Source organism: Plesiomonas sp. ZOR0011 (assembly GCF_000800945.1).
GTDB lineage: Bacteria > Pseudomonadota > Gammaproteobacteria > Enterobacterales > CAMTGL01 > Plesiomonas > Plesiomonas shigelloides.
Genome location: NZ_JRKB01000060.1, coordinates 14079 through 39639 on the forward strand (window position 1 = coordinate 14079; position 25561 = coordinate 39639).

Below are 25561 nucleotides of genomic sequence, written 5' to 3' on the forward strand. Positions count from 1 at the left end.
ATGCGCGACGGCTTTTTTGTTGGCGGCAACCGGCCAGTATACCGGCGACGTGAACCGATTAGCGCAGGCGCTTACCCTGTGCGTCGACCACTTGCTCGCCGTCTTCTTTGCTGAACGCGCCGCGCTGCGCTTGCGGCAGGATATCCAGCACCACTTCTGATGGGCGGCACAGGCGAGTACCGATGGGCGTCACCACAATCGGGCGGTTAATCAAAATCGGGTGTGCCAGCATGGCGTCCAGCAATTGCTCATCACTGAACTTATCCTCGGCCAGCCCTAACTCGGCGTACGGCGCGACGTTCTGACGCAGCAGAGCACGAACTGAAATTCCCATCGCCTGAATCAGTTGCTGCAGTGTGACTCTGTCCGGCGGGGTTTGCAGGTACAAAATTACCTCAGGCTCGATCCCACTATTGCGGATCAGCGCCAGCGTGTTTCGGGATGTGCCACACTCCGGATTGTGGTAAATGGTCACGCTTGAATCGGTCATGCTTTAACTCCTTGGGTCTGATAACGCTGTTTCATCTTCAGGGCAATATTCACCAGAGCAATCAATACCGGCACTTCCACCAAGGGGCCAATGACACCGGCAAAGGCTTGATCGGAATTGAGGCCAAACACGGCAATCGCTACGGCAATGGCTAATTCAAAATTGTTGCCGGTTGCGGTAAACGCAATTGAGGCATTCTTGTCATACGGTAAGCCGAGCTTTTTACCAATCAGGAAACTGGTAAAGAACATCAGAACAAAATAGACCACCAGCGGAATGGCTACTCGCAATACATCCATCGGCAGCTCAACAATCATTTCCCCTTTCAGGCTGAACATCAGCACGATGGTTGCCAGTAGAGCAATCAAGGTGATTGGTGAAATGGCGGGGATAAAGGTTTCGCTATACCATTGCTCTCCCTTGGCGTTAATCAGCCATTTACGGCTCAGATAACCGGCTAAGAAGGGGATCCCCAGATAAATCAGCACACTTTTGGCGATATCTAACATGGTGATATCAACCGCAAAGCCTTGGTAGCCCAACAGCGGCGGCAGCACCGTGATAAATAACCACGCCATGAAGCTGTAAGTCAGAATTTGGAACGCACTGTTTAGGGCGACCAGTCCAGCGCCGTACTCTTTGTTACCGCCGCCGAGATCGTTCCACACCAGCACCATGGCGATACAGCGCGCTAAGCCAATTAAAATCAGGCCGGTCATGTAACCGGGTTGATCGTGCAAGAACACCAGCGCAATCACGAACATCAACAGCGGGCCGACCAACCAGTTCATGATGAGCGATAAGGTGATCGCGGTGCGATCTTGGGTCATCGTTCCAATCGCCGCGTAATTCACTTTCGCCAGCGGCGGATACATCATCAAAATCAAGCCAATCGCCAGTGGAATGTTGGTACTGCCAATCGACATCGCCTCATTCCAGCTAGCGACTTGTGGGAAGAAATAACCAATGCCGACGCCCAGCGCCATAGCGGCGAAGATCCAAAGCGTCAGGTTGCGGTCGAGAAAACGCATGCGTTTTGTGGTGGCAAGTTCGCCGCAGGTGGGGGCAGACATACACACTCTCCGAAAAAATTGAGCCAGCGCGCACTAAAAGGCGGGTACGCCAGCGGTGTTATTCAGGCTCTCAGGGGGTGGCCAACGCCTTGTTTTCCCCGATTACGAGTCGTTCGTGAAGACTATTTTTCTGTTGTTGTGCTGAGCGGCGGTAGCACGGCTTCACAGCAGCCAGCACTTTTGCGCAGATCTGCGCACTGCTCAGGTTGGCCCTGACAACACTCTTCGGTCAGGTAGCCAATCAGATCCAGCATCAGTGGGATATTGGCGCGATAGCGTAAAAAACGGCCCTCTTGCTCAACCGAAACAAGCCCGGCGTGCAACATGGCTTTGAGATGAAACGAGAGGGTGTTTGGCGCCAGATCCAGCTCAGTGGCCAGTTGTCCGGCGACCATGCCGTTGAGTCCGGCTTTAACCAGCAAGCGCCAAACATCCAGACGAATGCCCGAGGCGAGGGATTCAAACACTTTGGTTGCGGTAGGTTTGTCCATACAAATTCTCTGTACTAACGAGTTATCATTCAACTATACAACAATTATTGAAATGATCAATCAAACGGCACCACATTGCAAAAAAGGGAAAAGGGAAAAGGGAAAAGGGAAAAAAGCCTCGCCATGCAAAGTGCATGGCGAGGCGGGATTAGACAGCATGATGGCGAACTTATTGCCGAGCAGTGCTGTACCGTTTTGTGTGGTGCCGTCAGTTGATCTGCTGAATTGCCGGCAACGCGTAATCGCTCAGCTCCGCCAGATACGGCGCGCCGTCAGCGCCAGGGCGGCTGACGACAATGGCCGCGACTAGATTGCCTAATTGCACCGCTTCCACCAATGGCAGACCGCTCATCAATCCGGCGAGCGTAGCGCCGCAATGAGCATCACCGGCGCCGATGGTATCGCACGCGGTGATCGACACTGGCATCACCTGATGGCACTGACCATCCGGCGAGCCGACCAGCGCGCCATTTTTGTCTTGGCGAACGATCAGCGGCACATGGTGCGCCTGACAAAATGCTGCGATATTCTGCGACGTGGCAGGCTGTTTAAGCAGCTGCGCCGCTTCTTCGCGGTTAAGGGTCAGCAGCGCGCCGCGTCCAAGCAAGGTTGCCAGCACCTGCGGACACAGTTCGCTGATGCGCGGACCGAGATCGATAAACAGCTTCACGCGCGTTGGTAAATTGGTCAGCCAGCTCAGGAGCGGTTTGCCGTGGTTGCTGGCAATTTCATAACCAGAGGCATAAACCCACGCCGGCTCTTGTGGCAGCAGCGCTTCGAGGGCATCGGTATCCCAGAACTGTTCACATCCCTCCACGGTAACAAAGGTGCGTTCGCCGCTAGGCTCAACCAGTGCCAGACACCAGCCGTTATCGTGCTCGCGGTTACGCAAATGTACCGGCAGAGATTCAGCCTGCATGGCACGGGCCACCGCTTCGCCCCAAATACCGGTACCGACCGGGATACCATTAATCAGCGGCATGCCTAAACGGGCTAATACGCGTGCCACGTTAAAGGCGCAGCCGCCAATTTGACGGCCAGTCTCGCTGGCCACTTCATCGCCGCCTGAGCGCGGCAGACGCTGCATACTCAGCATCACATCGCCAAAGGCAGCGCCAATCACCATGACTGGTGTTTGTGCAGTTAGGTTCAACATCCTTTTATTTCCTCTTCGCTGCAACGAACAACAGGGCATACAGAACTAAACTCACGGCAAAGGAGACAAACAGCCCCAAGCTGGAGTCAGCAAAAATACCGATTGCCAGCGGCCCATCAATAAAGCCGGTTTTGGTGACCAGCAGGCCGCTCAAGGCGCCGGCTAGCCAGCAAGCAAGTGGGCCTTTACGCACGCCGGTATCACCGTACAGTGCTCGGTAGTCATAACCGTGCTGACGGCGCAGAGCCAGAAAATCGAGAATAAAAATAGCCGCCCACGCCGCTAAGAACAGACCACAGAAGATCAAAAAGGCGATAAATGGCCCCAGAAAATCACCGGAGACAAACAGCACATACAGCGCAACGCCCACGACCAATACCGCATCCAGCATCACGGCATGCGATTGGCGCAGTTTAACGCCCATGCTCAGCAGGTTCAGGCTAGCAGAGTAGAGGCTCAGCACCGCGATAGTGACGATGCCCGCTACGGCGGCGGCCAGATACGGGATCGCCATCCAAGTTGGCAGTAATTGGCCAATTGCGGCGATCGGGTTTTCGGTAGAGGCCAGATCGGGGATTTGCGCGGTCAGCAGGATCCCAGCAAACATCAGCAGCACCAGTGGCAGCGCAGCTCCAGCGACCACCGCCGAAAAGATGGAACCGGTGCTGGCGTCAGCGTGCTGATCGCGGCTGTAGTCGGCGCCGGCAATCGCCCAGCTGATGCCGGTACCGGCGGCGATCACAGAAACCGCCGGTAAGAAGCCGGTCAGCCAGTTACCGGATGGCAGGGCTAAAATCGCATTCCAATCGGCATTGGCCATCAGATACAACACCACAATCAGCGTCATCACGCCAAAGGTGCGGGTGATCCACTTTTGCATCTGCAGCACGGTATCTTGGCCCAACATGGAAACCACCACAGTCAGGCCGCCAAACAGCAGCAGAGAAATCCCCGTGATCAGGGCGCTGGTTTCGATCCCCATGGCACTGAACAGAGCTACCAGCGTCAGGGTACCGGTAACCAGATTGACGGCTTCCCAGCCCATCAGGTTTATCCAGCAAAAGGCCGTTGGTGCGATATTGCCTTGTTTACCAAAGCAGACCCGAGACAGGGTCAGCGTGGTGGTGCGGCCCGTTTTACCGGCCACACTGGTGATCCCGACCAGCGAGAACGATGCTACGCCGACCAGCGCTGCCAGCACGGATTGCCAGAAAGACAGCCCGAACGAAACGATCACCGCCCCGTACACCACGCCCAGGATGCCGATGTTCGCGGCACACCAGACAAAAAACAGCTCCGCGGGACGCTTGGTACACTGTTGTGGCGGGATGAGGTCAATCCCGTCGGCTGGCGCGGCGCAGGCCGCGTCTGCAGTTTGCTGACTCATATTCACACTTCCTGTTGATGAAATTCCGTTTGACGGTATTGGGTCAATTGTTGCGCGTAGGCGGCCAAATCAATCTGATTGGCCTCGGCAATTAACGTGCGTGCTGCAAGTGGGAAGGCGTCCACGCCGTTGAGCGCGCCGCAAATTGCGGTTGCCATCGCACCGATGGTGTCCGTGTCACCGCCTAAATTGGCGCACAGCTCGGCGCAGCGCATCGGCTCCCCAGCGGCGAGTTCGACAATCGCTATGGCTGCCGGCACAGATTCAATCACATCCATCCCGGAGCCAATCAGGTCGTAGACCTCATCCAAACCGGTACGCAGCCCTTCTTCGGCGGTGGCTGCAATGGCGGTAGATTGGCGCACTGATTGCAGTGCCAGCTCGATGCGGCGTGCCAGTGAGGCACTGAAGGTGGAGGCAAAGCGAGTTTGTACTTGATGCGCCAGTGGCGGCAGCTCGCGGCAAATGGTGGCCCAGTCTGCGCCATCAATGGCGCGGCTGACTGCCCATGCGATCACCGCAGATCCGGCAATAGCGATATCGGATTTATGGGTTGGGGCACAGGCTAGGCGAACGGCCTCAATAAAGGCGTCGCGATCGGCGGTTGGCAGCAGGCAGCCGACCGGCGCGATGCGCATTGGCGCGCCGTTGGTGACGCCATTGGCTTGAATATCGGCCAACGCCACGCCTTGTTGCAGGGAAGTTAATGCGCCTTTTGACGTCGGGCCGAGGATATTTTTATTGAAAGCATCAATCTTTTCGGCCCAGCGCATGATATGCGCGGCAATCGTCAGTGGATTTATCTGACCATTATCTTCGATAATGGCATCCATTAATGCAACCGCCTGACATGTATCATCGGTGAACTGACCACGAACAAACTCATTAGCGGCGATGTTCTCTTGTGGGCCATCCAGAAAATCCGAGATCCAGCCAAAATAGGCACGCACTTTTTCCCGTGACCACAGCTCAGAGGGCATGCCAAAAGCATCGCCGATGGCCTGACCGTATAGGCAGCCTAAAATACGTTGTTGTTGTGCAAGCGAGGCAGAAGAGCACATGACTGTAGGGGTGTCCTTTATTATTTGCGCCATTGGTCGAGTGTGCACTGGGGTATTTGATTGAGTAGTCCAGTTGCAGTCCAGTTTGCTATTATACAGATCCAGTTATAGTCCAGTGTGAGCTGTGAAGCATTTTTACAGTGATGTTGTGTGGACCCAAAGCGTAAGAACGAGAACAAAATGCAAACCGTGAGTATGGAAAACCTGTTTGAGACCCTGAAATCGGGGTTAGCGTTGCAAAGCAACACGCCGCTTTATTTGGCATTGGCGCAGGGGATCCGTCAGGCCATCGAAGACAAATTGCTAAAACACGGGCAGGTATTGCCTTCCGAGCGACATTTGTCAGAGCATCTTGCGCTGTCACGTGCCACGATTGTTAAAGCGCTGGCGTTGCTGGCCGAACAGGGCTTGGTGGTCAAACAGCAGGGGAAAGGCACCGTGGTGCATACCCCGTTTAACTACAACCTGACCGGTGGCAGTTTTACTACCCAATTGGGGATGCACGGCGAATTGAGTGATCGCTGGTTGGTGCGTGAGCTGATCAGCGCCGCGCCAGCTATTGCCCAGATGATGGGGCTCAGTACTGGCAGTGAAATTGCCAAGATCCGCCGCGTGCGCTGCGTTGATAGTCGACCGACCTCCGTGGAAACCACCTATATTCCGAAAGCTTTTTTGCCGCGCCCTGATTTATTGGAAGGCTCGCTGTATGCCGCGTGGCAACAAGCGGGCATTGCGCCGCATTCGCAGCAATATCAGATTCGTCAGGTGTTACCGTCTGCCGCTGATGCGGCGTTACTCGAATTGCCGGAAGGCACGCCAGTGCTGGAAGTCACTCAGCGCAGCTATGATGCGCAGCAGGTGTTGCTGGAAGTCAGCCAGAGTCTATGCCGCGCTGACTGTTACAGCTTTTCTGTCACCACGCGAGTCGATGCGCGAGGAGAGTATGTCGATCTGCCGTAGATGTAGAGTCGTCGATGTAGAGTAGTGGGTTGCGGCGCGCTTATCGCCGCCCGCCGAACAGGGAAGATGACAACAACAAAGGAGTGCAAGATGAACCGTGAATGGCAAAACATGTTAGCGGGCGAGTTATACGATCCGGCTGACCCGCTGTTGGTCGAGCGCCGCGCTCAAGCCCGTGCGCTGACCTTTGCTTTTAATCAGTGCCCGCCGTCTGAGCGCACCGAGAAAGTCCGGCTACTCAAATCTTTGTTCGGTAGCTGTGGTGAGCAGATCCATATCGAGCCATCTTTTCAGTGCGATTATGGCTGCAATATTCATGTGGGCGAGAATTTCTACGCCAATTATCACTGCGTGATCCTTGATGTGGCTGAAGTGCGCATGGGCAATAACTGCATGCTTGGGCCGCAAGTTGGGATTTATACCGCCACCCATCCGCTTGATCCCGATGAGCGCAACAGGGGTCGCGAGCTGGGAAAAGCGGTCACGGTGGGGGACAACTGTTGGATTGGTGGGCATGCGGTCATCAACCCGGGTGTCACGCTGGGTAACAACGTGGTGGTGGCATCAGGCGCGGTGGTGACGAAAAGTTTTCCCGATAATGTGGTGATTGCGGGTAATCCCGCGCGGGTGATTAAGACTCTGACGCCGAAGGCGAATTAAACACGCTGATTCACCACGTCTACTACACTGCGCTTCCATAGCAGCACCTCCATAACAGCGCCTTCATACCGCGCGTTAAATTCAAACAAAAAGGGATGAACGCCTGCGCGGTTCATCCCTTCTCGTCATCGTCTTATCAATAGACGCTTACTCACTGACTCATCGACTCGCACTCATCTACTCACACTGCAGCGCTGATTATTGTTCGGTGAGTTGCAACGTGGCGATCACCGGCAAGTGATCGCTGACAGTTGGCCAATGAACACCGGCCCATTTACCGGTTTTGGCTGGGATCACCATATCTTTCACTTTCCAGCGCTGGGCGTTACTGGTGAAGATGTAATCGACGCCAATTTCTGGGTTATTGGCCGGCCAAGTGCGGTGATCGGCGGTCAGCGGCATCACCGGATTCCAGTATTTGGTCAGCTCCTGAATGCTGGCGGTTTGCGGCGTATCATTCATGTCGCCGAACAGCAATTTGATCCCACGGATCTCGATGGTGCGATCATTTAGCTCTTGGATTTGCTCGATACGCACTGCCGCGTTTTCTTTGGTATCCAAATGGGTATTGATTGCCACGATAGGGGCAGGGAAGTTGGGTGCCTCAATTTCTGCGATAAACGCGATCCGCTGCTCGCGATTACCGGATGGTAATTGCACAATCTCTTTTTGCGTAATCGGGTATTTGGACAAGAAGGCTAAGCCGTATTTGCCGCCATCATAATCAATGGCGGCGCCATAAATGCCGTACATACCGGTCAGTTTTTTCAGCTCGGCCAGATGATCAATATTACCGCTGCGCTGCGTTAATTGATCCACTTCCTGCAGCGCCATGATATCCACCTTGCTGGCTTTAATCGCTTTGGCAATTTCGCTGATGGAAGAGACTTTCGCCGCACCGATATTAAAGGTGCCCACGGTAATGGATGGGGCCTTTGCGGCACTTAATTCAGCATTCGCAAGGCCATTCAGGGCGCTGGCAACTTCACGGCTATTTTTATTGCTGTTAGCATTTCCGGTTTGCGCTGCGGCAGTGACGGAGAATAACAGAGTACCAATAACGAGCGCGCTGGTGGTTTTATTCATGATGTGATCCTGTGATGGCATAATAAAACATAATACAAATCTTTGTTGCTGCTCGGCCGTGATGCGTCTTCAAAAAAAGGGCTCTATATACAACAAGATGCGAGCTGAAAGGTGAAAGCGTTGCGTTGTTGAGCTTATTTAAGCGGAAGGCGGATGGAGGGTGACTGAGAACCGGACTCAGAGTACTCTTTTAAAAGATTCATCGTTTAGATGCAGCTCTAGCAGCACTACTGATAGGTGTTAGTGTAGCGGTGCATGTCGCGTCATCACGTGCACTCTGCCCGTGACGAGGATTGACCAAGACTCAGGAGGAGTAAGGCATGGATTATCTGTTATTAGCTATTGGGTTGGTGCTGCTGGTGGTCGGCGCAGATGGCTTGGTTAAAGGTGCGGCGCGTTTGGCCGCCAGTATCGGGATCCCGAGTCTGGTGATTGGCCTGACGGTCGTGGCATTTGGTACCAGTGCGCCAGAATTGGCGGTGAGCATTCGTTCGGCGCTGGCCGGACAGAGTGAAATGGCCATCGCTAACGTGGTCGGCAGCAATATCTTTAACGTCCTGTTTATTCTTGGCCTTGCCGCTATCATCACGCCGCTGGCCATTTCGCGCCAACTTATCCGGCAAGATGTCCCACTGATGGTGCTGGCCAGTATGCTGGTGTTCTATATGATCCGCGATGGCGTGTTAAGTCGTCTGGATGCCGGTATTTTAGTGGTGTTGCTGCTGGCCTATACCGTGTTTTTGTTTGTGCAGGGCAAGCGCACCGAAGCAACGGAAAGGGCGAGTGGCGCGAATAACTCCGTAGCCCTAAGTACCAGCGGCGCAGCCCTGAGCGACGCGGCCAGCACAGAGCAAGATGATGAAGTGGATGCCTTGATCAGCGGCACGCATCCGACGTGGCAAAATCTGTTATGGATTATTGGCGGTTTAGCCTGTTTGGTCGCGGGGGCAAACTTGCTGGTGAATAGCGCGGTGAATATTGCCCGTGCATTTGCGGTCAGCGAAGCGGTGATTGGCCTGACGATTGTGGCGGTTGGCACGTCACTGCCTGAGGTGATGACCTCGATTGTGGCCAGTATTAAAGGCCAGCGCGATATTGCCGTCGGTAACGTAGTGGGCAGTAACATCTTTAACTTGTTGGCGGTGTTAGGGGTTTCCGGTGTGCTGAGCAGCAATGGGCTGGCAGGCAACGAGCAGTTAGTGCAGCAGGATTTCCCCGTGATGCTGGCTGTCGCGCTGCTGTGTGTGCCGCTGTTTTTTACTGGCGCGATTCTCAGTCGCATCGAAGGCGCGCTGTTTTTCATCCTGTATCTGGCGTACACGCTGTTCTTGATTGGTGGTGCGCTGCATGCGCCGTGGTTGGCGTCGGTACAAGGGATTATCGTTTATGCCCTCATTCCGTTGACGGTGGTGGTCGTGATTGGCTCATTGGTTAAAGACCGTTATGACAAACGGCAACTGAGCAAGGTGTCGGAATAGAAGCTGAATTGCACCGAATGATTTTATTTGCGCGCCTGACTTCGGCGCGCAAAGGTATTGCTCGGGCATGACCGGCCTTGATGTTATGACTGCGCCAGTTTCCATTGCATGATAATTACGGGCGAGGATAGCTGGCGCAGTGATGGTTAGTTGGGGATGTGGCGGTCGGGTTTTAGAATCCAGGATTCGTTTTTAGAACTAGGGATTCGTTTTTAGCACAGAACCTGCCATGAAAATCAGCGGTGCCAAAACAGTTACGCCGTCACTTTCTCCGCCAGTTTAAAGCCGAGATTCCCCACCACCAGTGACAAGCAAAAGGCCACCGGCCAAGCTAGCAGAAAATGTTTTGCCCAAGCGTGCAGCCACGTAAGTGAAAAACCCAGCTCAAGCAGGCTAAAAATGCCGGTCATTAGGCAAGCCATCATCAGGGAAATAAACAGCTGGGCAATAATTAGAGTGTGTTTCTTGTGCATGATCTCATCCGATTGTTGGATGGTGCACGGAAAAAGCAGACACGCGCACCATCCTCGTTAAAGGTTAGTGCCGTGGGTTTGCCGGGAGGCAACTGCATCTCGTTGGGCAACGAGGGCTGGAATAACCGTACCAGCCTTAAATCTTTTCGACGCGTCATCCTAAAAGTTCACGCCAAGTGAGTCAAGCGACGCACGGCGGGTTATCATTCTCGCTAACCGCCGTGTCATCACGAACAACCGGTCTACAACGAGCCGGCAGGAGACCGCCATGAATGCCTCACAAAATCCGCAGCAAAGCGCGCTACATACGCAGATCCAAAATCAGCAACACTATTTTGAACAGACCTTTAGCCAGTTAAATGGGGCACAGACCACGCTGCGTGACGTGGAGTTTGAAGCCTGCACTTTTAGCGAATGTGATTTCTCGGCGGCGCGCTGGCAAAATTGCCGGTTTATCAATTGTCATTTTATGCGCTGTAATCTGAGCCTGTTGGAGTTAACCGGTTCGCGGCTGTTTGGAATGACGTTTGTTGACAGCAAACTGATTGGCATTGATTGGACCAAAGCCAACTGGCCGATTTATCACCTTGATTTTGAACTCTCATTTCAGCGCTGTTTGCTGAGTGACGCCTCGTTTTTTGGTCTTACCCTGCATGAATTGCAGATGGATGAATGCCGTTTGCACGATGTGGATTTTCGCGAAGGGGATTTTCGCCAATCGGTTATGACTCACTGCGATTTTACCGCGAGCCAATTTATGCGTACTAATTTACAAGACGCCGATCTGAGTGACTCACATGACTTTGCGCTGAATGTCTTGGAAAATCAGGTCACCGGTGCCAAGTTTTCCCGCTATGAAGCCTTGGCGCTGTTGGAATGTTTGGGTATCGAGTTAGTCGACTAAGAATCTTTCTTGGCTGAGTTGCGAGTGTCAGTACGCCCGTGGGGCATGCGGAGTTTTCCATGATCTTAAACGTTGCTATTGCTCGGCAGATTGTTGAGCGCACCATGAACATTATCCACTATTCGGTCAACGTGATGGATCAGCATGGCAGAATTATCGGCTCGGGCGACCCATCGCGGCTGCAACAGCGCCATGAAGGCGCGATTTTGGTGCTGAATAACAATCGGGTGGTAGAGATTGATGAGGCAATGGCGCGTAGCCTCGAAGGGGTGAAACCGGGGATCAACTTGCCCATCGTGTTTAACCAGCAGGTGATCGGCGTGGTGGGGATCTCCGGTGAGCCGGCCTTGGTGCGCAATTACGGTGAGTTGGTCAAAATGACCGCTGAGCTTATCGTTGAGCAAGCCGCGCTGATGTCGCAGATCCAGTGGAATAAGCGCCATCGTGAAGAGCTGGTGCTGCAACTGATCCAAGGCAGTGAGCTCAATGAGCAGCAGCTGATTACGATTGCCGAACGTCTGAATCTGGATCTGACCCAGCCGCGCATTGCTGCGGTAGTGAAGGTGCTGCCACAGCCCGGTGAGTATTTCTCGCTTGAGCACTTACAACAACTGGTGCACCTGCTGGAATATCCTGAGCGCGATAATCTGGTGGGGATCGTTTCTGTCGCCCGTAACGAAGTGGTAGTGTTAAAGCCGATTAAATTGGGGCCGGAGGGCTGGTCACGCGAAGTTGAGCAAAAACGGGTGGATAAACTGATCCGGCAGGTAGCGCGGGAAGGCAGCTTTAGTATCTGCATTGCGTTGGGCGATTATTTCCGTGGTGTATCTGGTTTGGCGCAATCTTATCAGACCGCTAAAGCGACCTTAGAAATTGGCGCACTGAACCCGGTTCCGAATCAGGTATTGTTCTATCAGGATCATATTGTGCCGGTGTTGTTGAGCGGTTTGCGTGAGGATGCTTGGCGTCATCAACAACTGCTGCGCCCGCTACAGATGTTGGCGCAACAAGACCCGCGTGGGCAATTACTCAAAACGCTGCGGGTATATTTTGCTCAGAATTGTGATTTAGCGCAAACCTGTGACCAGCTACATATCCACCGAAATACGCTGCGTTATCGCCTTGATAAAATTGAAAAGATAACATCTTTAAATTTCAATGAAATAGGCGATAAAACACGAATGTATCTGGCGCTTTGCGCTCCTGCATAAAATCCGCAATTTGTGCATTTGCACAAATTTGACCCTGATTCATCCCCCTTCATTTGTCCGCTTGCCTAAAGCTAAATCCTGTATCAGCAGGTAGAGTCGGCGCAACTTCAACACACTGACGGGAAAGGACGATGCCAGAAGTATCAACCCTTGGCGCTATCACCGCACTGGTGGTCGCCATCGCTCTCATTTTACGTAAAGTGCCGCCGGCCTACGGCATGATTATCGGTGCACTGATTGGTGGCGTGGTGGGCGGCGTCTCTTTGCCGGACACAGTGACGCTGATGATTGGTGGCGCGCAGGGCATTGTCACTGCGGTGCTGCGTATTCTGGCCGCCGGTATTCTGGCCGGAGTACTGATTGAATCCGGTGCAGCAACCTCGATTGCGGAAACCATCGTCAAGAAAGTCGGTGAGACTCGTGCGCTGCTGGCACTGGCGCTGGCCACCATGATCCTGACCGCCGTCGGCGTGTTTGTGGACGTGGCGGTGATCACCGTAGCGCCGATTGCGCTGGCGATTGCTCGTCGTGCGGATATTTCCAAGATGGCAATTTTGCTGGCCATGGTCGGTGGCGGTAAGGCCGGTAACGTGATGTCTCCAAACCCGAACTCGATTGCCGCGGCAGATGCGTTTAACGTGCCCCTGACATCCGTGATGGCTGCAGGGGTTATCCCAGGCCTGTGCGGTATGTTGTTGGCCTATTTCATTGCCCAGAAGCTTATCCACAAAGGCAGCAAAGTGCAGGCGCATGAAGTGGTGAATGTCGATATGAGTCGCTTACCGAGCTTTGGCGCGGCGATTGTCGCACCGCTGGTGGCGATTGTGCTGCTCTCTTTGCGTCCGATTGCCGGTATCAGCATTGACCCGCTGATTGCGTTGCCGGTCGGTGGCCTGCTGGGGGCATTGGTGATGAAACGTTATCGCGATACCAACCACTTTGCGGTATCCGGTTTAACCCGCATGGCGCCGGTTGCGGTGATGTTACTGGGTACCGGTACGCTGGCGGGGATCATTGCCAACTCCGGTTTGAAGAATGTGCTGATTGATGCATTAACCTCTTCTGGTTTGCCATCTTACCTGTTGGCACCAGTCTCTGGCGCCATGATGTCACTGGCTACAGCGTCGACCACAGCCGGTACTGCGGTTGCCTCTAGTGTGTTTAGCCAAACCATTTTGGACTTAGGTGTACCGGCATTGGCGGGCGCTGCGATGATCCATGCTGGTGCTACCGTGTTTGACCACATGCCACACGGCAGTTTCTTCCACGCAACCGGCGGCTCTGTCCACATGGACATGAAAGAGCGTCTGGCGCTGATCCCATACGAATCAGCGGTTGGTTTGATGATTGCGGTAGTGTCTACCTTGATTTTTGGCGTATTCGGTCTGTTTGTTTAAGAGGCTCATGATGAAAATTGTAATTGCTCCAGACTCCTACAAAGAAAGCCTGACGGCAATGGAAGTGGCGATAGCCATTGAATCTGGGTTTCGTAAAGTGTTGCCAGACGCCGATTACGTTAAATTGCCGATGGCCGATGGTGGTGAAGGTACCGTGCAATCTCTGATTGATGCTACTGGCGGTGAGATTATTCGCTGTCAGGTCACGGGGCCGTTGGGTGAGCAAGTCGATGCGTTTTACGGTTTGATGGGGGACGCGCAAACTGCCGTCATCGAAATGGCAGCTGCCTCCGGCCTGCATCTGGTGACGCCGGAGCAGCGCAATCCACTGCAAACCACCACCTACGGTACTGGTGAGCTGATTTTGGCTGCCTTAGAGCGCGGGGTGCGCCGCATCATCATCGGGATCGGCGGCAGTGCCACCAACGATGGTGGGATTGGCATGGCGCAAGCGCTCGGTATTCGCCTGTTGGATAAGCAAGGCAAAGAGATCGGATACGGTGGCGGAGCGCTGGCTCGTTTGGCGACGATTGATATGTCGGGTCTGGACCCCCGTTTAGCGCACACCGATATTGAAGTGGCGTGTGACGTAGATAACCCACTGTGCGGCCCGAAAGGTGCGTCGCACGTGTTCGGTCCACAAAAAGGGGCCACGCCAGAGATGGTGGCGCAACTCGACGCTAACTTAGCGCACTATGCCGATTTGATGCAGGCGCAACTGGGTTGCGATGTGAAAAATCGCGCTGGCGCCGGAGCGGCGGGTGGTCTGGGCGCAGCGCTGATGGGGCTGTTACAGGCATCTTTGCGACCGGGTATCGATATCGTGATGGATGCGGTGAATCTGCGTGATGTGGTGCGTGATGCTGATTTGGTGATCACCGGTGAAGGGCGTATCGACAGCCAGACCATTCACGGCAAAACCCCGATTGGGGTGGCGCGCGCGGCTAAGCAGTTCAACAAGCCGGTGATCGGGATTGCCGGTTGCTTGGCCAACGATTGTGATGTTGTGCACCAGCACGGTATCGATGCGGTCTTCAGTGTGGTGCCACGTTCGGTCAGTTTGGCGGAAGCCTTGCGCGATGCGGCATTCAACGTGGAGCTGACGGCGCGTAATGTTGCTGCGGTGTACGCGCTAACGCGCTAAACCGAATCGTACTCGCTAATAAACCCTGAACGGATCCGCAGATGATTCGGTCAGGGTTTTTCTTTTCCGTGCATCCTGCTGATTTTATCCTTAACCCTGCGCCTTGCCTTGTGCTATGTTGTATCCCTACAGTACATATAACTGTTTCTGTCTCATTATAGAGTTAGCCGTAGTGCGGCTCAGGTGGCCAACATGGGCGGTTCGCGGATCACAAGAAAAGGAAGGCATGTATGCAGTATCACCAGTCAGCCGCGGTAGCGGATCTCGCCACCCACGCACAACCTGATTCGATGAAAACCATTGGGTTATTGGGCGGGATGAGTTGGGAGTCTACCCTCAGTTACTATAAAGCGATTAATGAAGGGGTACGCCAGCAGCGCGGTGGCCTTAGCTCGGCCAAAATCTGCCTGTACAGTGTCGATTTTGAGGAGATTGAAAAATTGCAGCATGCGGGCAATTGGCCGCAGACTGCGCAGATTCTCACCCATGCCGCGCAAGCGGTAGGGCGTGGTGGGGCTGATTTTCTTCTGATTTGTACCAACACCATGCACAAAGTGGCTCCGCAAATCGAAGCTGCGCTGTCTATCCCACTGTTACACATTGCCGATGCAACCGCTGAGCAACTGGTGGCCGATGGCATTACTAAGGTTGGGCTGCTGGGCACGCGTTTTACCATGGAGCAAGATTTCTATATTTCTCGCCTGACGGATAAATACGGTCTGGACGTGGTGGTGCCGGATGCGCCCGATCGGCAGCAAGTGCACGACATCATTTATCATGAGTTATGCCAAGGAATTGTGAATTCATCCTCGCGTCAGCGTTATTTGGCGATCATTGAGCGCCTGCAAGCCGAAGGCGCGCAAGCGGTGATCCTCGGTTGCACCGAAATTGCCTTACTGGTGCGCCAACAAGATACGGACGTGAAGCTGTATGACACCACCCAATTGCATGCCGAAAAAGCCGTGGAGTGGGCGCTGGCGTAAACTTGCATAACTTATATAAAAAAATGCCCCGCTATCGTTCACGCAAGATAGCGGGGCGTTTGTGGCCAATGTTTGTTGCTGATGAAGTTATCGGTTATCTATTTTTAACCGATTCACCCAATACACGCGCGTTAACCGATGGTCATCAAACTCGCATTACCACCGGCGGCGGCGGTGTTGATGCTGAGTGAACGTTCAACCCATAATCTTTCCAGCAGCAAGTTGGTTTCCCCACGCGCAAAGCCCTGCACGGAAATGATCGCGCCAGCGCGCTCGGCAATGCGGCTACACCAAATGCGTAATTGATCGGAGTCACCGTGGAAAATCACCGCATCGAAGCGTTGGCTATCGAGCTGCTCAGGACTGGTTAAGTCGATGACGGTACTCACCGCCGGGGGCAGTTTGCCGCGCAGCTCGCGTTGCAATGGATTATCTAACCACAAGGCGCGGCAGCCACATGCGGTGATGGCCGCCAGCTGGATCAGCGCATCTTCTTCATTGTCGGCGACACACAATACCCGCTCGCGCGCCAGCAAACTGTAGGTGTTACGTTCACCGGTTGGGCCGGTCAGCACACGACGGCTACCGGTTTGCGCCAAGGTTCGATACTGGCCACAAAGTGTGTGCAGCGCTGGGCGTGCTTGTGCCCATACGGTGAGTGCGGCATGCGCTTCTTGTTGCGATGTTGGCGCTTCTGGGGCTTGTGATGGGTCGCTTTGTTTCGCGTCCAATCGGCTCAACGTCGTCAACACCGCGTTGGCCGGACGGCTGGCGAGCAGGCGATACAGATAGAGCGGGCCGCCTGCTTTCGGGCCGGTGCCGGACAATCCTTCACCGCCAAACGGTTGTACCCCCACGACCGCCCCGACCATATTGCGGTTGACGTACATATTGCCTGCTTGCACGGTGGCGGTAACGCGCGCAATGGTCTCATCAATCCGGGTATGCACGCCGAAGGTCAACCCATAACCGGCGGCATTGATGTCGCGGATCAAATGGTCTAGCGTCTCACGGCGATAGCGCACCACATGCAGCACCGGACCAAATACTTCCCGTTGCAGCTCGCTGGCGCTGTCCAGTTCAATCAAGGTCGGCAAAACAAAGGTGCCTTGGGCGCGATCTTGCAGGTCTTGTTGTGCCTCTCGGGCGGCTTGGAATACCGGATGCCCTTGTGCTCGCAGCGTCTGGATATGCTGCTCAATGCCATTTTTCGCCTCGGCATCGATCACGGGCCCGATATCGGTACACAGCCGCTCCGGATTACCGACGCGGTATTCAGCCATCGCGCCCCGCAACATGGTCAGGGTGTACTCGGCGATCTCTTCTTGCAGGCAGAGTAGGCGTAGCGCTGAGCAGCGTTGACCGGCGCTGTCGAAGGCGGAGGCCATCACATCGCTCACCACCTGCTCGGTCAGTGCTGAGGAGTCGACAATCATGGCGTTCATCCCGCCGGTTTCGGCGATCAGCGGCAGTGGGCGACCTTGTGGGTCAAGTCGCCCAGCCAAAGCGCGCTGTAGCAGACTGGCCACTTCGGTTGAGCCGGTAAACATCACGCCGCGAATACGCTCATCGGCTACCAGTGCTGCGCCAACGCTCTCGCCACGCCCAGGTAACAGTTGGACGACGCCACGTGGAATACCTGCATCCAGCAATAACTGAACGCCCGCAGCGGCAATCAATGGCGTCTGTTCGGCTGGCTTGGCCAGCACGGTATTACCTGCCGCCAGCGCCGCCGCGATTTGGCCGGTAAAAATGGCTAATGGGAAGTTCCACGGGCTGATACACACCACCGGCCCCAGTGGGCGATGGGTTTCATTATCAAAATCATCGCGCACTTGCGCCGCGTAGTAGCGCAGGAAATCCACCGCTTCGCGTACTTCGGCGATAGCATTGCTGAAAGTCTTACCAGCTTCACGCACCAACAGCCCGAGCAGCGGTTGCATCCGCTCTTCCATCAATTGTGCAGTGCGCTCTAACAGTGCCGCACGCTCTTGTGGCGGGGTGGCATACCAGATTGGCGCTTGCGCCATGGCGCAATCAAGGGCGAGAGACACCTCCTCAGGGCTGGCTTCGCGGGTATGACCCACGATATCTGCTGGATTGGCAGGATTCAGCACTGGCTGCAACGCCGAAGTCGCCACATCATCGAGCGTGTTATGTGGATTTTCGTTAGCCATGTCTTTATCTGTGGCGCCGATAAGTGGTAAGCCTAACCACGGCTGCGCTGCGCTCGAAAGCAGAGCGGCGGACAGTGAGGCTAACCGCTGCTCATTGGCCAAATCTAACCCGGCTGAATTGAGGCGTTGACCTTGCGGCGTGTTGATGTGTGTTGGGCTAATAGCTGCATACAGATCGCGCGGCAACGGAATTTTCGAATGTGGCAGACCAGGTCGCCCTTCTTTTTCCGCTAACTGTTCGGCGCTGGCCACCGGATCGGCGACCAACTCATCGAGCGGCAGTGAGGTGTCGGCAATGCGATTAACAAACGAGGTGTTAGCCCCGTTTTCCAGCAAGCGCCGCACCAGATACGCGAGCAGGGTTTCATGGGTGCCCACCGGCGCGTAAATACGGCACGGACGATTTAATTTACCGTCTGCCACTTGGCCGACCACTTGCTCATACAACGGCTCGCCCATGCCGTGCAAGCACTGAAACTCGTACTGACCGGGATAGTAGTTGTGTCCAGCCAGATGATAAATGGCCGCCAGCGTATGGGCGTTGTGGGTAGCGAATTGCGGGTAAATCAGATTCGGCACGGCCAGCAGTTTGCGGGCACAGGCCAGATAGGAGATATCGGTGTAGATCTTGCGCGTGTACACCGGATAGCCTTCCAGTCCATCAGTTTGTGCGCGTTTGATTTCGCTGTCCCAATAGGCACCTTTGACCAGACGGATCATCAAGCGCCGACGGCTGCGACTCGCCAGATCGGTTAAGAAATCAATCACCTGTGGACAACGCTTTTGATAGGCTTGGATCACAAAGCCGATGCCATTCCAACCTGCTAGTTCTGGCTCAAAGCAGAGTTTCTCCAGCAAATCGAGGGAAATCTCCAGCCGATCGGCTTCTTCGGCATCAATATTAATACCGATATCATAACGGCGCGCGAGCAAGGTCAGATCGCGCAGGCGCGGGTAGAGCTCTTGCATCACGCGATCATATTGCGCGCGGCTGTAGCGCGGGTGCAGGGCAGATAACTTGATTGAAATCCCTGGGCCTTCATAAATACCGCGTCCATTAGAGGCTTTGCCAATGCTGTGGATGGCTTGCTGATACGACTGCAAATAGCGGTCGGCATCCGCGCCGGTCAGCGCCGCTTCGCCGAGCATATCGTAGGAGTAGCGAAAGCCTTTTTCTTCTAATTTGCGCGCATTGGCCAGTGCTTCGGCGATAGTTTCACCGGTGACAAACTGCTCGCCCATCAGGCGCATCGCCATGTCCACACCTTTACGGATCAGGGGCTCACCGCTTTTGCTGATCATTTTGCTGAGCGCGCTAGAGAGGTGCGCTTCATTATGCGTAGAGACCAAGCGCCCAGTCAGCAGCAAACCCCACGTCGCGGCATTCACAAACAGTGAGGGACTATGACCAATGTGCGATTGCCAGTTGCCGTTACTGATTTTGTCGCGGATCAGCGCATCGCGCGTGGCCTTATCTGGAATACGCAGCAGCGCTTCCGCCAGACACATCAGCGCGACCCCTTCTTGTGATGAGAGCGAGAACTCTTGCAGCAGGCTTTGCACCATACCCGCACGGCCAGAGGCTGTTTTTTGATTGCGCAGCTTTTCTGCCAGTTGATAAGCCAGCTGGTGGATTTGCGCCGATTGCGCTTGCGGCAGGCGAGCTTGCTCCAAGAGCATCGGCACGGCATCGGTTTCGCTGCGGCGCCAAGCTGCGGTGATCGCGGCCCGATTGACCGATTGCGGGAGTACCTGTTCGGCAAAATCTAAAAACGGTTGCACCGGCTCCAGGGTAGTTGCGGCGTTTTGTCCTGCGTTCAGCGATGAGTTATCCAGCTCATCGGCGGCGTCACCGGCACCCAGTTCAGGGAGTTCTGCATGGTTTTCCACCCGCTCCAGATAGGTAAAAATGGCTTGTTTAATCAGCCAGTGCGGGGTGCGATTTAATTTGCCGGCGGCACTTTTTAAGCGCTCGCGGGTCGCTTCGTCCAGCTTTACCCCCATCGTGGTGGTCCCCATCATTTCACTCCTTGGTCGTCATGTTCTGTTGCGAGGCCTGTGTGGTAAGCCTGCTAAAGGTTACGCAGCAATATCTAGTATGTTGCAACTTTGTGCAACCGTAAGAAGTGTGACCTGCCCAGCAAGCCTGAAAAATGAATGAAATGTTAAAACTGATTGTGAGGAGTAGGAGTGTTGTCGAGTGATGCAAGAAATAACCGTTATCGAGTTAACAAATTTCACGGGTGCAACCGATGAAAACGTGATCCAGTGCAACCAATTGATACGCGAGTGACTCAGCCGGCTGAAAATGGTTGTGAATAATGTGTTAAGTTGCGTGCGGTGAAAAAAACACCACAGGCAGGTTCTTTCGCCAGCTAACAATTTAATAATGGCGCCGCTTCGCTAAGCTGATTTACAGCCTGCGAGGCTCACTCTGGAGAGCGTTTTCATGACCATAAGTACACCCATGCTGGTGACGTTCCTCGTCTACATTTTCGGCATGATCTTGATCGGTTTTATTGCGTGGCGTTCCACCAAAAACTTTGATGACTACATTCTGGGCGGTCGTCGTCTCGGCAGTTTGGTGACCGCATTGTCAGCCGGAGCTTCAGATATGTCCGGCTGGTTACTGATGGGGTTACCGGGAGCGGTATTTCTCTCTGGCGTATCAGAAAGCTGGATTGCTATCGGGCTGGTGATTGGCGCGTGGATTAATTGGAAATTGGTGGCCGGTCGCTTACGGGTACATACCGAAATCAATAACAATGCGCTGACCTTACCGGATTACTTCACTAGCCGCTTTGAAGATAACAGTCGCGTACTGCGCATCATCTCTGCCGTAGTGATTTTGCTGTTTTTCACCATCTACTGTGCCTCCGGGATCGTAGCTGGCGCCCGATTGTTCGAAAGCACCTTTGGCATGAGTTATGAAACCGCGCTGTGGGCTGGAGCGGCTGCGACCATTTTGTATACCTTCGTCGGTGGTTTTCTTGCGGTGTCGTGGACCGATACTGTGCAGGCTAGCTTGATGATTTTTGCCCTGATCCTGACGCCGGTGATGGTGATTGCTGCGGTCGGTGGGCTGGAGGATTCGCTGCTGGTGATCCAGCAAAAGAGCATGGAAAATCTCGACATGCTCAAGGGGCTGAATCTGGTCGCCATCATCTCATTAATGGGCTGGGGTTTGGGCTATTTCGGCCAACCGCATATTCTGGCGCGTTTTATGGCGGCCGATTCGCACTACACCATCGTTAATGCCCGCCGAATTTCGATGACGTGGATGATCCTGTGCTTAGGCGGTGCGGTGGCGGTCGGCTTCTTTGGTATTGCTTATTTTGCTAATCATCCCGATCAAGCCGCGGCGGTGGATCAAAACAGTGAGCGCGTCTTTATGGTGTTGGCGCAATTACTGTTTAACCCGTGGATTGCCGGAATACTACTGTCCGCCATTTTAGCTGCTGTGATGTCGACCTTAAGTTGCCAGTTGCTGGTGTGCTCCAGTGCGCTGGCTGAAGATTTCTACAAAGCCTTCTTGCGTAAAAATGCCAGTCAACAAGAGCTGGTGTGGGTAGGACGCTTGATGGTGCTGGCAGTGGCGTTACTGGCCATTGCGCTGGCTTATAACCCGCAAAACCGCGTGCTTGGTCTGGTGAGTTACGCCTGGGCTGGATTTGGCGCCGCGTTTGGGCCGGTGGTGTTGTTCTCGGTACTTTGGTCACGGATGACTCGCAATGGTGCGCTGGCCGGAATGCTGATTGGCGCCTTCACCGTGATTATCTGGAAGCAGTTTGCGTGGCTGAACCTGTATGAAATCATCCCTGGGTTTATTTTGGCTAGCATCGGGATTGTGGTGGTGAGTGTATTGGACAAAGCGCCATCACGCGCAATCCAAGAACGTTTTGCCAAAGCGGATGCGGAGTTCCATACTGCCCCACCGGCTAAATTGCAGGTGGATTAAGTGGATAGCATGAGTTAATCATTCAGCAGCCTCTCAATATCAGATGTGAGAGGCTGCTGTCTTGTTAGTGGATTTAATTTAGTGATACGGGGATATTGTTCAATTTAAAATTAGCCAGTGAGTGGGTTAACTCTTGTGCAAGTGCTTCAAGTTCAGCGATATTTTGCTGCAAGGTGATCGCATGCTCGCTATGTGCCTCGTACACTTCACGAATCGTTATCATGTTGCTTTGAATATCATCGGTAACACAGCGTTGTTGCTCTGTGGCACTGGCTACTTGTGCTGTCATGTCATTGACTTTCCGAACGTCATTCACAATATCAGTCAATTCAGTGCCTGCTCGTTGTGCTTCTGTAACACTGAGAGTTGCTTGCTGGCTACCCGATTGCATGGCAACTACCGCTTGGCGAGCGCCTTGCTGTAAACGAGAGAGCATTTGTTCGATATCGTCAGCCGCTTGTTGAGTACGGCCAGCTAAAGAGCGTACTTCGTCGGCGACAACTGCAAAACCACGTCCAGTATCACCCGCACGGGCTGCTTCAATCGCGGCATTGAGCGCCAGTAAATTGGTGCGATCAGAAATCTGTTTGATTAAATTCAGCGCTTCTACAGCAGATTCAGTGTCTTGATGCAGGTTATTGACAAGCAAACAGCTTTGCTCAAGTGTTCCAGCAACTTTTTCAATAGCCACAATAGTTTGATCAACTTCTTTATCGCCTTGATGGGCGCGATTAATTGCTTGCTGAGTCGCTTGTGCGGTTTGCGTTGCGTTTCGTGCAATTTCAGCGATCGTAGCGGCCATTTCCGTCGCTGCAGTGGCTACTTGACTCACTTGATCAACGCCTCGAACCAAACCTTCATTAACGTCGGCGATAACGGCATTGGAATGACTGGCGCTGTGTGTCAACACACTGCAAGACTGGCGAACTTTGAGTAGTAATCCTTCCAAATGTTGTAAAAAATGATTGAGATCTTTAGCGATGGAGCCAAGTTCATCGCCGGATTGCCAGTTGACTCGGATCGTTAAATCATTGTCATTAACCAAGCGAGATAATGTCTGGTGTAGGGCTAAGAACCCTTGATGGATATCCCGTAATACTCGAACACTGACCAAGATTGTGATTAATATACAGGCCAATACAGTGAATGTGCCGAACCAAAAATTACGTAAACTTTGGTTTTGCATCAGCTCAACTTGCTGGAATAATTGCTCAAATAGCTGGTCTTCGCCTTGTTTGAGTAATTCAATTTTTTCGGTGCTGAGTGCAAACCATTTTTCAGGATTAACGTTGAAGTTGCCTGTCGACATCTGTTTTAGCGCGAGCTGCTCATATTGTTCGACTTCTTTCATGACAGGCTGATTCAATATGCGGTTAAGTAATGCTTGCTGTGCTGGAGTAGCTACCGCACTAAATCGTTCTAAGTAACTGTGTTGCGCTGAGAGCAGTGACATAAATTGTTGTAAGGTCGCTGGCGTAAATTGGTTTTGTGCAAAAACATTACTTAGAATTGCACGCTCTAATCCCATTCGTTCTTTGTTTTGTAGAAAAGCGGCATATGCATTAGTTTGTAATGCAATTTCTGCATTTTGGCTGTGCAGGCTGATCTCATCGACAACCTTTAGCAAGGCAGCGATTAAATCTGTGTAGAAAGAAACTTGTTGTGTAGTACTTATTTTTAGTTGACTAACCTGTTCTCGAATTGCGGGTAATTGCGTTATTTTTTGCGAGATTTGTGCATGTGCGACATTTGAACGTTGAGATTGGAATCGGTTGAGTGCGGCATCAACCGCTTGTCGTTGCTGCGGTAAGGCATCAGAAAAATTCTTACCGGAAGAGCCAAGAAAACCAGCGGACATGCCACGTTCTTTCTGTAATTCATGGACAACCTGAGCACTGCTTTGCAATACGGAGAGCTGCTGTAGGGCTTGCTGCATTTTTCGTTCAGCTACATATTTGTCATATATATAGTGACCAGAGAAAAATATAAGGGCGAATAATGGCAACGTGATTGCCAATAACATCTTCCTTGCTAGTCCTAAGTTTTTCATTTCTGCTCCTACGTCCAAACATTTACATTTTCATCTGTTGATAATTACTCGGTATGTGTGATTGGTGGCAGCCATTTATGTGATCTCACATCATAGAGTGCATTTTTATATTTAATGGTGATTTTTTATAACACTAACGTAGTTAAATTTCGAACATTTGTCGGTTGGTTTTTATCTTTTTGAGGATGTTATCAGCTTAGACAGTAATTATGTGACGCGGTGTTATTTAAGTGTATTGGAATGGGGGATTTTATGCGTATATATGCTTGTCATATTCAGATATTAGTATTGGTTTACTTTGTCATGGCAATTGAGATATGGATTGTATAAATGCATGTGGTTGAATAAGGTGAGTGCGAAAATATAATTATTATCAATATGCTCTGATATGACGGAACGATAGCCGATATGCAATGTATAAATGAGGAGCCAGTATGTCATGTAATGTTTCACAGGTTCAGATTTCGAGCACAGCTCCGCTAGCGGAAGAAGAGATAGTGGCAGGGATCTCCTATTACCAAAACCGCTCACTCACGGCTGAGCAATACTGTACGTTATTGGAAGAAACGTCACTGGGCGAACGACGCCCTCTTGCCGAACGTGAGCGGATCGCAGCGATGCTCGAACATGCGGATGTGCTGGTCAGTGCGTGGCAAGGTGAACGGTTAGTCGGTGTTGCCCGTTCAGTAACGGACTTTTTCTATTGCTGCTATCTGGCCGATTTGGCCGTTTCTGAACGTGTACAAGCCTGCGGCATTGGACGTGAGTTGATTCGCCAGACTTTCCATTGCTTACAACCGGGCTGCAAAGTGATTTTACTCGCCGCCCCGCAAGCGGTGGACTATTACCCGAAAATTGGCTTTACCCGTCACAACAGCGCATGGTTGATGGAGGATGTCAGTGCGCTGCGTTGAGCTGATCAGATATTGGGAAATAATGAATTGTATGTGCTAAGAACACAGCGGCTGTATGCGGAAGTCCGCTGTGGGTGTTAATGGCCTTGTAAATTATAAAAATATAATCTATTCATATGGTTATGTTGTGATTCCATCTTGACGTTTTTCACCCAAGCATCTGCCAGCACAGATTCAACTCATTTCACCACATAGAGATAAACACCAAATTGCGCAACAATTTGCGTGTGACTAGGATGATTATGCTGCATGCGCAACTTTTGCTGGTTAATTGATAGGTTTACGCAACTTATTGCGCGTATGCCGTGTGTACGATTTAATTGTTTTTATTAACCCATTGAATATAAAGGATTTTAAAAGTTGGCACAGAGGCTGCTATAGGGGAGTGGCGTTAACCTATTTTATTTTACAGGAGTATTTGCAATGCCAACCCCATGTTATATCTCTATCGAAGGCAAAACCCAAGGTAACATCACTGCAGGCGCGTTCACCTCTGAATCCGTGGGTA

Annotated in this window: 20 protein-coding genes and 1 pseudogene; 11 read left to right on the forward strand and 10 right to left on the reverse strand. The window is 52.8% G+C overall.

Translation table 11 applies throughout. From position 1 onward, the window contains the following. Positions 1-58: 58 nt before the first annotated feature. The 6 genes from arsC to L975_RS09930 form a co-directional block, all read right to left on the reverse strand. On the reverse strand, positions 59-490 hold the full coding sequence (gene arsC, locus L975_RS09905) for an arsenate reductase (glutaredoxin) (protein ID WP_047708438.1): 432 nt from the start codon (positions 488-490) through the stop codon (positions 59-61). Then, positions 487-1563, reverse strand: a complete 1077-nt coding sequence (gene arsB / locus L975_RS09910) for an ACR3 family arsenite efflux transporter (RefSeq protein WP_047708442.1) — start codon at positions 1561-1563, stop codon at positions 487-489. Before arsB ends, arsC begins: the two co-directional genes overlap by 4 nt. Before the next feature lie 122 nt (positions 1564-1685). Continuing rightward, positions 1686-2054: a helix-turn-helix transcriptional regulator gene (locus tag L975_RS09915; protein ID WP_010863194.1), complete on the reverse strand. Its 369-nt coding sequence runs from the start codon at positions 2052-2054 to the stop codon at positions 1686-1688. Positions 2055-2262: 208 nt separating this feature from the next. After that, complete coding sequence (locus tag L975_RS09920) at positions 2263-3210, reverse strand: PfkB family carbohydrate kinase (protein WP_047708444.1); 948 nt, start codon at positions 3208-3210, stop codon at positions 2263-2265. Positions 3211-3214: 4 nt separating this feature from the next. Further along, positions 3215-4597 carry a cytosine permease gene (locus L975_RS09925; RefSeq protein WP_047708446.1) on the reverse strand — a complete coding sequence of 461 codons (1383 nt, stop codon included), beginning with the start codon at positions 4595-4597 and terminating at the stop codon, positions 3215-3217. A 2-nt stretch (positions 4598-4599) separates the two neighbouring features. Beyond that, positions 4600-5658: an ADP-ribosylglycohydrolase family protein gene (locus tag L975_RS09930; RefSeq protein ID WP_047708448.1), complete on the reverse strand. Its 1059-nt coding sequence runs from the start codon at positions 5656-5658 to the stop codon at positions 4600-4602. Positions 5659-5838: 180 nt separating this feature from the next. Here L975_RS09930 and L975_RS09935 point away from each other — a divergent pair, with 180 nt between their 5' ends. Both L975_RS09935 and L975_RS09940 read left to right on the forward strand, forming a co-directional pair. Next, positions 5839-6618 carry a GntR family transcriptional regulator gene (locus L975_RS09935; protein WP_052181392.1) on the forward strand — a complete coding sequence of 260 codons (780 nt, stop codon included), beginning with the start codon at positions 5839-5841 and terminating at the stop codon, positions 6616-6618. A gap of 90 nt (positions 6619-6708) precedes the next feature. Beyond that, positions 6709-7278 (forward strand): sugar O-acetyltransferase, encoded by a 570-nt coding sequence (locus tag L975_RS09940; protein ID WP_192438127.1) that lies wholly within the window; start codon positions 6709-6711, stop codon positions 7276-7278. 198 nt (positions 7279-7476) lie between these two features. Here L975_RS09940 and L975_RS09945 read toward each other — a convergent pair whose 3' ends face one another. Beyond that, positions 7477-8364, reverse strand: a complete 888-nt coding sequence (locus L975_RS09945; protein ID WP_047708450.1) for an endonuclease/exonuclease/phosphatase family protein — start codon at positions 8362-8364, stop codon at positions 7477-7479. A 320-nt stretch (positions 8365-8684) separates the two neighbouring features. Here L975_RS09945 and L975_RS09950 point away from each other — a divergent pair, with 320 nt between their 5' ends. After that, on the forward strand, positions 8685-9842 hold the full coding sequence (locus tag L975_RS09950) for a calcium/sodium antiporter (protein WP_047708452.1): 1158 nt from the start codon (positions 8685-8687) through the stop codon (positions 9840-9842). A 254-nt stretch (positions 9843-10096) separates the two neighbouring features. Here L975_RS09950 and L975_RS09955 read toward each other — a convergent pair whose 3' ends face one another. Next, on the reverse strand, positions 10097-10315 hold the full coding sequence (locus L975_RS09955; RefSeq protein WP_010863186.1) for a DUF2798 domain-containing protein: 219 nt from the start codon (positions 10313-10315) through the stop codon (positions 10097-10099). Between the two features lie 268 nt (positions 10316-10583). On the opposite strand from L975_RS09955, the gene L975_RS09960 reads away from it, so the two are divergent. From L975_RS09960 to L975_RS09980, 5 genes are all read left to right on the forward strand, one after another. After that, positions 10584-11219: a pentapeptide repeat-containing protein gene (locus tag L975_RS09960; RefSeq protein WP_052181393.1), complete on the forward strand. Its 636-nt coding sequence runs from the start codon at positions 10584-10586 to the stop codon at positions 11217-11219. A 59-nt stretch (positions 11220-11278) separates the two neighbouring features. Then, positions 11279-12430 carry a sugar diacid recognition domain-containing protein gene (locus L975_RS09965; protein ID WP_047708454.1) on the forward strand — a complete coding sequence of 384 codons (1152 nt, stop codon included), beginning with the start codon at positions 11279-11281 and terminating at the stop codon, positions 12428-12430. A gap of 131 nt (positions 12431-12561) precedes the next feature. Further along, complete coding sequence (locus L975_RS09970; protein ID WP_010863183.1) at positions 12562-13827, forward strand: GntP family permease; 1266 nt, start codon at positions 12562-12564, stop codon at positions 13825-13827. A 10-nt stretch (positions 13828-13837) separates the two neighbouring features. Further along, positions 13838-14971 (forward strand): glycerate kinase, encoded by a 1134-nt coding sequence (locus tag L975_RS09975; RefSeq protein ID WP_047708456.1) that lies wholly within the window; start codon positions 13838-13840, stop codon positions 14969-14971. 290 nt (positions 14972-15261) lie between these two features. Continuing rightward, complete coding sequence (locus L975_RS09980) at positions 15262-15954, forward strand: aspartate/glutamate racemase family protein (protein ID WP_047708471.1); 693 nt, start codon at positions 15262-15264, stop codon at positions 15952-15954. Between the two features lie 131 nt (positions 15955-16085). On the opposite strand, the gene putA is transcribed toward L975_RS09980, so the two are convergent. Beyond that, positions 16086-20150 carry a trifunctional transcriptional regulator/proline dehydrogenase/L-glutamate gamma-semialdehyde dehydrogenase gene (gene putA, locus L975_RS09985; RefSeq protein ID WP_047708458.1) on the reverse strand — a complete coding sequence of 1355 codons (4065 nt, stop codon included), beginning with the start codon at positions 20148-20150 and terminating at the stop codon, positions 16086-16088. 430 nt (positions 20151-20580) lie between these two features. Between putA and putP the strand changes: the two genes are divergently transcribed. Next, positions 20581-22089, forward strand: a complete 1509-nt coding sequence (gene putP / locus L975_RS09990) for a sodium/proline symporter PutP (protein ID WP_047708460.1) — start codon at positions 20581-20583, stop codon at positions 22087-22089. Between the two features lie 73 nt (positions 22090-22162). Here the strand turns inward: putP and L975_RS09995 are convergent, their stop codons facing one another. Beyond that, positions 22163-24139: a methyl-accepting chemotaxis protein gene (locus tag L975_RS09995; RefSeq protein ID WP_047708461.1), complete on the reverse strand. Its 1977-nt coding sequence runs from the start codon at positions 24137-24139 to the stop codon at positions 22163-22165. A gap of 434 nt (positions 24140-24573) precedes the next feature. Between L975_RS09995 and L975_RS10000 the strand changes: the two genes are divergently transcribed. Continuing rightward, complete coding sequence (locus L975_RS10000; RefSeq protein ID WP_081995662.1) at positions 24574-25053, forward strand: GNAT family N-acetyltransferase; 480 nt, start codon at positions 24574-24576, stop codon at positions 25051-25053. Between the two features lie 423 nt (positions 25054-25476). After that, a pseudogene (locus L975_RS18165) lies at positions 25477-25561 on the forward strand (type VI secretion system tube protein Hcp); the annotation flags it as partial.